The following is a 5,187-nucleotide window of genomic DNA, read 5'->3' as shown; positions in this document are numbered from 1 at the left end:
ATATCCAAGGGGGAGCCATGATTTACAGACCTGTGGTCGTAGCGGCCGCGTTCGCCCTTGCTGTTACTTTTCGATTGGTCAGCCAATCCAATGCAGGCGGAACGATCGATCCAAAACAGAATGCAATTTGCGATGCGATGGCGGCACAGATCGTTGACGCGTTGGGCGCCTCCGTAGCCGACAGATCGGACCGCATGTTCTATCTTGCGATCGGAGACCTCCACGACATTCATTTCATTTGTGACCGAACCAACTCCCTAAGGCAGTTTGACGGCATCGAGATATCGTACAACGAACGAGGAACGCCGCCTGCCTCTTGGTGGACTATCCTCGGTCGCGCCGGCGAGGCGTATTCCGGAAGAGAGCATTCTGACGTCGTGGAGTTGGCGAAAACTTGCCTCGAGGACGCTGGCAGGGAGTCTTCCAATCTGGGCCAGGTCACCTCCAATCAAATCCATATCGAATGCAATTCCGGGTCGAAACCGGGGACCAGCATCTACGTTCGCATTTATCCAGAACAGGCGAACTGAGCAGTATTTCGGGCGATGTCACATTATCTCTGCCTTAACGGCGAGAGCGTTATTCGTTTGGGCATGAGTACCTCCGCCATCAGATTTTGCGGCCTGGCTCGGACTTGTGCCACGGCAGTTCTCGTCCGGTGGCAAGGAAAGGCTTGGCAGGGTGTCGAAGGCCGGGCATGCCGACATCCGCAGGCTGCTGATCATCGGCGCGATGGCACGTGTGAACTGGGCGAGCCGCAAGCGCGGCGCTTTCCAGAATGACCGGAACCGCACGGCAACCGCTGACCAAAGCCTGCTAACCTTGGCCAGCGGAGCAGTTACCTTTACGATTCGACCAGGATCACCAAGGACTCTGGCACCACTCCATCGAAGGCCATCGCATCCGTGGCTGCTTTGCTCTGCATAGCTTTCATCATGGCGTCCATGTCCGGAACGTCCATAAGAACGGCCACCCGAGTCGGATTTTGTGGATCTACAAATGTTCGTATGTTGGTCACGCCGAGCGGACCAAAAAGCTCTTTGCGCTTCGGCGAGTCGAGCCAGTGCTTCGTTCCCTTTGTGATGTTATGGTGGCCAATGACTGTCGGCATTGCATCCTCCCTATCGTAACGGCGAAGGCCGGCCTCAACCAAGAGTGCCAAGATCCATCGCCGTCGAACCACGGAGCGCCGTTTTGGTTGGACTGTCAATATTTCGTTAATGGCGCGGAAGAACGATTCGGAGAGGCGTTTCTTCCGGACGGTTCGACCTCCATGATCTAGAATCGCTGTCACGCGGCTGCGGCTACTGACTTGTGACATGCGCAAACAGCCGGACAACATCTGCAAGGGCCCGCGTGGCAGATATCGGGAACCGGCGCTGGGTCGGAAAGCGCGGTTGCGAGCGTAGGGCTGCTGCCATTCATGACCCGGCGGGCCAAGGGTCGGCCAAGGGTCGATTCCGGAGTAAGCGGACCAGATTCGGTGGCGGTGATGATTTCAGGTGATATTTGATCGCACCATCTTGAGCAGGACCGACTAGTAGCGTCCCGCAGAGATTATGACTCTTTGACCAGCCAAGCGATCGTTGCTGCTATACAGTGAAACTTCAGCAAAACGGGATACACCCGGGACACTTCGTCGCCGCCTTATGGGGCCACGGCTGGTTGTCAGCCGTTTGAATGTGGATTGTTTCCCTCATTCCACTATCCGACGACGGAGCTATCTGCCTCTCTGATCCAACGCCGTAGGATTCACCGGCTCGCCTTGAACGCCTCCCACCGCTCTTGGCGTTCGGCCTGGTATGCAGGATCCGGCTCGACGATCAGGTCGTCGTGGCGCAGCGTCTGGCCGCAGCCCTCGCAAACAGGACCGAGCCCTGCTGGCTTGCCGCATGACCGATGGGTGTAGTGGACAGCGCGACCTTCTTCTGGCGACTTGAACCATGTCTCGCCCCAGGCGCGCAGCGCCAGCACCACAGGATAGAAGGCCTCACCTTTTTCCGTCAGGTGATACTCGTACCGCAAAGGCCGCTTGTTGTAGCTGCGCCGCTCAACGAGCCCGTCCGCCTCCAGTTTCTTCAAGCGCGCCGCGATCATTTGCGGCGTGGCCTCGGTCTGGGCCTGGATCTCTTCAAAGCGGTGACTGCGCATGAAAAGCTCGCGAAGGATCAGCACCGTCCATCGGTCGCCCACGACGGTCTCGGCGCGGGCCACCGGACACAGGGTTTGGGGAGTAACGTTATTCTCATTCATTTGTCGCTTTCCTTTTCATAGTTACTATGCTACTATGATTTTCATAGGAAATATAGAGTCCTGTTGAAACCAATGCAACTGGCCGCGTTGCGGCCAAGGAGATGACCGATGGTTGAGGCTACCTATCCTCTGGACCGGACCGCATTGCTCCTCGTTGATCCGTACAACGACTTCCTGTCCGAGGGCGGGAAGGTTTATCCGCGCCTCAAGCCGATTGCCGATGAGGTCGGGCTTCTTGATAACCTGCGCCGGGTGGACGGGGCCGCACGCGCGGCGGGCGTGCAGGTCGTCATCGTCCCGCACCGGCGGTGGGAACCGGGCGACTATGAGGACTGGGACCATCCCAACCCCACTCAACAGCGGATCATGCACCAGCACCATTTCGCCCGTGGCGAATGGGGCGGCGAGTGGCACCCCGATTTCGCGCCGAAGCCCGGCGACATCGTCGCCCGGGAGCATTGGGGGCAAAGCGGCTTCGCCAACACCGACCTCGATTTCCGGTTGAAGCAGAAGGGGATCACCCACGTGATCGTGGTCGGATTGCTGGCCAACACCTGCATCGAGTCCACCGCCCGCTTCGCCATGGAGCTTGGCTATCACGTGACGCTGGTGCGCGATGCGACGGCCGCCTTCTCGCACGAGTTGATGCACGCCGCACACAAGCTGAACGGGCCCACATTCGCCCACGCAATCCGGACGACAGCCGAACTGATTGCAGCCTTGCCTAAGGCGTAACGACCGCCCTACCCGCCGGCGGTCGATGGCGGGCATCATGAAACGAGCGCCATCGCGTCGCCGCCGCTTAAGGGGCGACCGCGCGACCAGGCACGACCAAAGGAACGACAATGATTGATACCGAGAAGACGCATCAGAGCGTCACATCAGCAATATCGCTAACGCCGACACGGCGCGAGCTGCTCGCCGCGACGGCTGTCGCCGGGGCCATCAGCCTGCTTCCCCGGACGTTGCGCGCGGCGGTGGGCGGCGACTCGATCCGCCCCTTCCGCGTCGACATTCCGGACGAGCAGCTCATCGATCTTCGCCGGCGCATCGCCGCCACCCGTTGGCCCGAACGAGAGACGGTCACGGACACGTCGCAAGGTGTGCAGCTCGCGTCGATACGGGAGCTCGCCCACTATTGGGGAACCGACTACGACTGGCGCAAGGTGGAGGCGCGACTGAACGCGCTGCCCATGTTCATAACCGAGATCGACGGGCTGGACATCCACTTCATCCACGTTCGTTCGAAGAATCCCAATGCGCTTCCATTGGTCATTAACCATGGATGGCCGGGCTCGGTTATCGAGCAGTTGAAGATCATCGAGCCGCTCACCAATCCCACGGCCGATGGCGGGAGCGCATCGGATGCCTTCCACGTGGTGATCCCGTCGATGCCGGGCTACGGTTTTTCCGGCAAGCCGACCACCACCGGCTGGGGCCCCGAGCGCATGGGCCGAGCCTGGGCAGAACTGATGAAGCGCCTCGGCTACAGCCGCTACGTCGCCCAGGGCGGCGACTGGGGTGCATTCGTCGTCGACCAGATGGGCTTGCAGAAACCGGCGGGATTGCTTGCCATCCACACTAACATGCCCGGGACTGTTCCGGCGGATATCGACAAGGCTACCTTGGCCGGCGATCGGCCGCCATCCGGTCTCTCGGCCGAGGAAAAACGCGCCTACGAGCAGCTCCTCTTCACGTACAAGCATGTGGCAATTTACACGATGATGGCGAGTCGGCCCCAGACCTTGTACGGCTTTGCCGATTCGCCCGTCGCCCTCGCCGCCTATATGCTCGATCATGGCGACGGTGGCGGCCAGCCCGCGGCGGCGATCGCCGCGGCTCTGAACCGGACGACAAGCGCCACGGGCGAACTGACGCGTGACGAGATCCTCGACAACATAACGCTCTACTGGCTGACGAACACCGGGGTCTCAGCGTCTCGTCTCTATTGGGAATACAAGGGCGGCTTCTTCAACGCGAAGGGCGTCTCAATTCCGGTGGCCGTCAGCGTCTTTCCCGGCGAGCAATATCAGGCTCCCCGGAGTTGGACGGAGCGGGCCTACCCCAAGCTGATCTACTACAACAAGGTCGACAAGGGCGGCCACTTTGCAGCCTGGGAACAGCCGATGCTTTTTGTCCAGGAACTCAGGGCAGGCTTCAGGTCGCTGCGCTGAGGACTCTTTGAAACTACGCAATTCCGGACGGAAAATCGGACACACTATTCCTGGAATTGCGTCTGGAGGACGCGGACGGGATCGATGTCCGCACCTTTCGAATTCCGTAGCTGCTCAGGACTTCATGCAAGCCGCTGCGCTGAAACCTTCGAAGCCGAAGGCGTCATTCCGGCGCCGCCAAACATAAGGAGAAAACCATGACAACTGCAAGCAAGACCAACAGAGCGCAAAAGGTCGACATGAAGCTCGAGGTCATCGTCATCCCTGTTTCCGACGTCGATCGCGCGAAGGAATTCTACGCAAGCCTCGGGTGGAGGCTCGACGCCGACTTCGTCGTTGGTGACACGTTTCGGGTCGTCCAGTTCACGCCTAAAGGCTCGCCGAGCTCGATCCACTTCGGCACGGGGCTGACGTCGGCCGCGCCCGGCTCGGCAAGCGGACTCTATCTCGTCGTGTCGGACATCGAGGCCGCGCGCGCCGAACTCATCGATCGCGGCACCGAGGTGGGCGAAATCTTCCACCGTGCCGGTCCGGGACATCCGGCGGTCAGCGGCCGGGATCCGGAGCGGCGCAGCTACTTCTCGTACGCCACGTTCAGCGATCCGGACGGCAACGGCTGGCTGTTGCAGGAGGTCACCACGCGGTTCCCCGGACGCGTCGACGCCGACACGACGACATTTGCCTCGACGGCTGAGCTCGCGAGCGCGTTCCGTCGTGCGGAGGCCGCGCACGGCGAATACGAGCAGCAACTCGGCCACCG

At 60.6% G+C, this 5,187-nt stretch carries 6 protein-coding genes and 1 pseudogene; 5 read left to right on the top strand and 2 right to left on the bottom strand.

Annotation, left to right across the window (positions count from 1 at the left end):
• Both AAAC48_RS11750 and AAAC48_RS11745 read left to right on the top strand, forming a co-directional pair.
• Positions 1 to 530 (top strand): hypothetical protein (locus AAAC48_RS11750; RefSeq protein ID WP_340654345.1); only part of this gene is annotated, 530 nt, incomplete at its 5' end.
• An 82-nt stretch (positions 531 to 612) separates the two neighbouring features.
• Positions 613 to 744 (top strand): annotated as a pseudogene (locus AAAC48_RS11745) (transposase); the annotation flags it as partial.
• A 100-nt stretch (positions 745 to 844) separates the two neighbouring features.
• Here AAAC48_RS11745 and AAAC48_RS11740 read toward each other — a convergent pair.
• Both AAAC48_RS11740 and AAAC48_RS11735 read right to left on the bottom strand, forming a co-directional pair.
• On the bottom strand, positions 845 to 1,111 hold the full coding sequence (locus AAAC48_RS11740) for a hypothetical protein (protein ID WP_340654344.1): 267 nt from the start codon (positions 1,109 to 1,111) through the stop codon (positions 845 to 847).
• A gap of 641 nt (positions 1,112 to 1,752) precedes the next feature.
• Positions 1,753 to 2,253, bottom strand: a complete 501-nt coding sequence (locus AAAC48_RS11735) for a helix-turn-helix domain-containing protein (protein ID WP_340654343.1) — start codon at positions 2,251 to 2,253, stop codon at positions 1,753 to 1,755.
• A gap of 108 nt (positions 2,254 to 2,361) precedes the next feature.
• On the opposite strand from AAAC48_RS11735, the gene AAAC48_RS11730 reads away from it, so the two are divergent.
• From AAAC48_RS11730 to AAAC48_RS11720, 3 genes are all read left to right on the top strand, one after another.
• Positions 2,362 to 2,988, top strand: coding sequence for an isochorismatase family cysteine hydrolase (locus AAAC48_RS11730; RefSeq protein ID WP_340654342.1), 627 nt, complete (start codon positions 2,362 to 2,364; stop codon positions 2,986 to 2,988).
• Between the two features lie 110 nt (positions 2,989 to 3,098).
• On the top strand, positions 3,099 to 4,427 hold the full coding sequence (locus AAAC48_RS11725) for an epoxide hydrolase family protein (RefSeq protein WP_340654341.1): 1,329 nt from the start codon (positions 3,099 to 3,101) through the stop codon (positions 4,425 to 4,427).
• Between the two features lie 197 nt (positions 4,428 to 4,624).
• The coding region (locus AAAC48_RS11720) for a VOC family protein (RefSeq protein WP_340654340.1) at positions 4,625 to 5,187 on the top strand (563 nt) is incomplete at its 3' end.

It is taken from the genome of Phyllobacterium sp., from assembly GCF_037994405.1.
Taxonomy (GTDB): domain Bacteria; phylum Pseudomonadota; class Alphaproteobacteria; order Rhizobiales; family Rhizobiaceae; genus Phyllobacterium.
The sequence above is the reverse complement of the archived record's forward strand: the minus strand, read 5'-3'. Positions and strand labels throughout refer to the sequence as shown.

What these genes read in the sequence shown, in the direction of transcription:
- AAAC48_RS11740 (WP_340654344.1), bottom strand. Translation starts at nt 1,111, where the DNA reads ATGCCGACAGTCATTGGCCACCATAACATCACAAAGGGAACGAAGCAC.
- AAAC48_RS11735 (WP_340654343.1), bottom strand. Translation starts at nt 2,253, where the DNA reads ATGAATGAGAATAACGTTACTCCCCAAACCCTGTGTCCGGTGGCCCGC.
- AAAC48_RS11725 (WP_340654341.1), top strand. Translation starts at nt 3,099, where the DNA reads ATGATTGATACCGAGAAGACGCATCAGAGCGTCACATCAGCAATATCG.
- AAAC48_RS11730 (WP_340654342.1), top strand. Translation starts at nt 2,362, where the DNA reads ATGGTTGAGGCTACCTATCCTCTGGACCGGACCGCATTGCTCCTCGTT.